Source organism: Sphingobacterium sp. UBA7253 (assembly GCF_002472745.1).
Classification (GTDB): Bacteria; Bacteroidota; Bacteroidia; order Sphingobacteriales; family Sphingobacteriaceae; genus Sphingobacterium; species Sphingobacterium siyangense.
This window is the reverse complement of record NZ_DKSP01000034.1, coordinates 1-2,364: the sequence shown is the minus strand read 5'-3', so window position 1 is coordinate 2,364 and position 2,364 is coordinate 1. Positions and strand designations below refer to the sequence as shown.

2 protein-coding genes are annotated in these 2,364 nt (G+C 36.9%); one reads left to right on the top strand and one right to left on the bottom strand.

Features of this window, described 5'->3' with window-relative positions:
• Window positions 1-325: 325 nt before the first annotated feature.
• Window positions 326-1,411, top strand: a complete 1,086-nt coding sequence (locus B2X72_RS03305) for a hypothetical protein (protein WP_145329078.1) — start codon at window positions 326-328, stop codon at window positions 1,409-1,411.
• Window positions 1,412-1,914: 503 nt separating this feature from the next.
• Here B2X72_RS03305 and B2X72_RS03300 read toward each other — a convergent pair.
• A complete protein-coding gene (locus tag B2X72_RS03300; protein WP_075992529.1) occupies window positions 1,915-2,151 on the bottom strand; it encodes a hypothetical protein in 237 nt (78 codons plus the stop codon).
• Window positions 2,152-2,364 lie beyond the last annotated feature (213 nt).

The window sequence follows — 2,364 nt, the reverse complement described above, 5'->3', positions numbered from 1 at the left end:
TCAAATAGGGGAATCGGAGACGTTTTTATCTTTAGAATCTCAGCGAGATTTTCTCCTGCATAAGAGCGTGAAAGCCCGCCAACCAATTTATAGTTTGTATCGTCGATTATATTTTTACTCAATTCTTTACCGACCCAGCCTGTTGCTCCTGCAATAAACACCTTTTTCATCATTGTTTTTTTAACTATTAATAACTGTAAATAAGCTGTTTTTGTTTCGATAATCACCTAAATGAGGTAATACTTACTTTTATTTTACACAAACAAGAAGGATCTTTAATTTGTTGTTATGAGTAAAGTGTGTTCAATTTTTTAACTATTTGTCCATGATTATGACCGAAAAACAACTTCTACAAATGCTTATCCGAGTTCAGGATGAGTTATGCATTACCATTTCCATCAATACCCATCGCACACATCCTGATAACTTAAGCGACCGAATAAAGATTAAAAATTTTATCGGAGAAGCGATTGATAGACTAACGGATAAGTATGATAAGAGGGTCGTTGCTGGCCTTATCAAACAATTGGAACAGATAGCGCATGAACTCGATATTAATTATAATCTCGAAAGTCTGCATATCTTCGTTTCAGATACGGTCGCAGAAGTTTTCAAGTCATCATGGGAGACCAACCAAGAAGGTGTCCATATTAGCAATACATTTGCTGTACGCCCTTTGGTTAAGGAGATTGGCCGTCAGACCAGTTATCTTGTGATGTTGCTTTCGCAAAGCGGTGTTCATCTTTTTCGTGCTTTGAACGGTCGTATTGTTGAGGATATCAGTAGTGAAGAGTTTCCAATTGCCGAAAATCAATTTTACAATACATTTCCCGATAAAAGTAGCGATGCTAAACATCTTGATGACCTCTTAAGGGAATATCTTAATCGGGTAGACAAAGCGCTTCTGCGTTATATTGGGGACACAAAGAGTGTAACACTCGTGTTTTGCACGGAGAATAATTATAGTAAGCTCTTACAGGTTGCGGATAGACCTTCTATCTATTATGGATACTTACCAATAGATTACAATAACATTGAAACACATCAGTTAGAGAGCCGTGCCTGGAATTTTATGAAACAGGAACTGGTACGAAAAAATGAAGACTACTTCAAAGAGCTGGAAGAAGCTGTGGGCAAAGGTTTAGTGATCACTGATCTGCAAGAAATTTATCGTGCATGTCAAGATGGCCGTGGGGATATCCTGGTCGTTCAAGAGAGCTTCCATCAAGCCGTAAAGATTCTTTCAGATCAGGATATAGCTATCGTAGACAATCCTATCGGATTGGATACGGTCGACGATATTAGCAGCCTATTGGCCCTATTGATCGATGAAAGGGGCGGACAAACCATATACGTTCCCCAGATACCGAATGAGGAATTGCAACCTATTGCCCTTAAGATTAGGTACTAGCCTAGATTAAGTGTACAATGGTAATTAAGATGGTTATTATTCATTGCTGGGTTAATTGTCAATCGAACTACGTCGCTCGTTCATTTTCATCGTACTGAATCGCGATTTCGACGAAAAAGAAGACAAGACAATCATTCCCGCTCGGAGACTAATAAACTAGTATTTATATTTGAAGAGTAAATCGGTAATGAAACTTACAATACATGGTAGCAGAGACGATCGAATGAGGCGCTCGAAGAACATGTGAACCTTGATTAATTTTTATGGAAAATTAATTTTAAATGCATCGTTTAGATAAGTGGTCCGATAGTACATTCTTTATCCCGAAAAAAAATATACCTATTTTATAAAGTAATCGATCAATTTGATTGTGCAAAAGCCTCTCGATTTTCCAAAAATCAGAGGCTTTGTTTTTAGTCTCAGGTCAACGGTAATCTTTAAAATAATAAGGCCAATTCTGTGGAAAAGGCCTTGTTATTTAAATTGTTCAATCTAGGTGAGTTTTAATCATTTCCATGATCCTCTGTCGCAAATGAAAATTTAACTGATTTTTGCGGATAAGCCTCCATACTCTTACGGCTTGTATTTTTGATAATGGTTTTGATACTAACGCGATCGCCCAATTTATAGTAAGTTTCTACGGTCTGATAATCCAGTAGGTAGGGACCACAAAAGTAGTTCCCATTATCATCTTTTTCGATGATTCCCTGATAAAGCCCTGTTCTTGTCTCTTTTGGCATGTTAATTTAATTTGAAGAACAAAGGTAGCAAGAGTATTTGGAGAAAATGATATTAAAGATGAAATTAGGGACATTTTATTAAAATCTGAAAAGACAGCTCCCTTAGGCCGTTCTATATATAGCGGATTGAATGCTAAGATGATTTGATTGTTGAGACGACCAGAAGTTAGGATGGAATAATTTGATAAGGTTCCGATGATATAAAGAAAACGA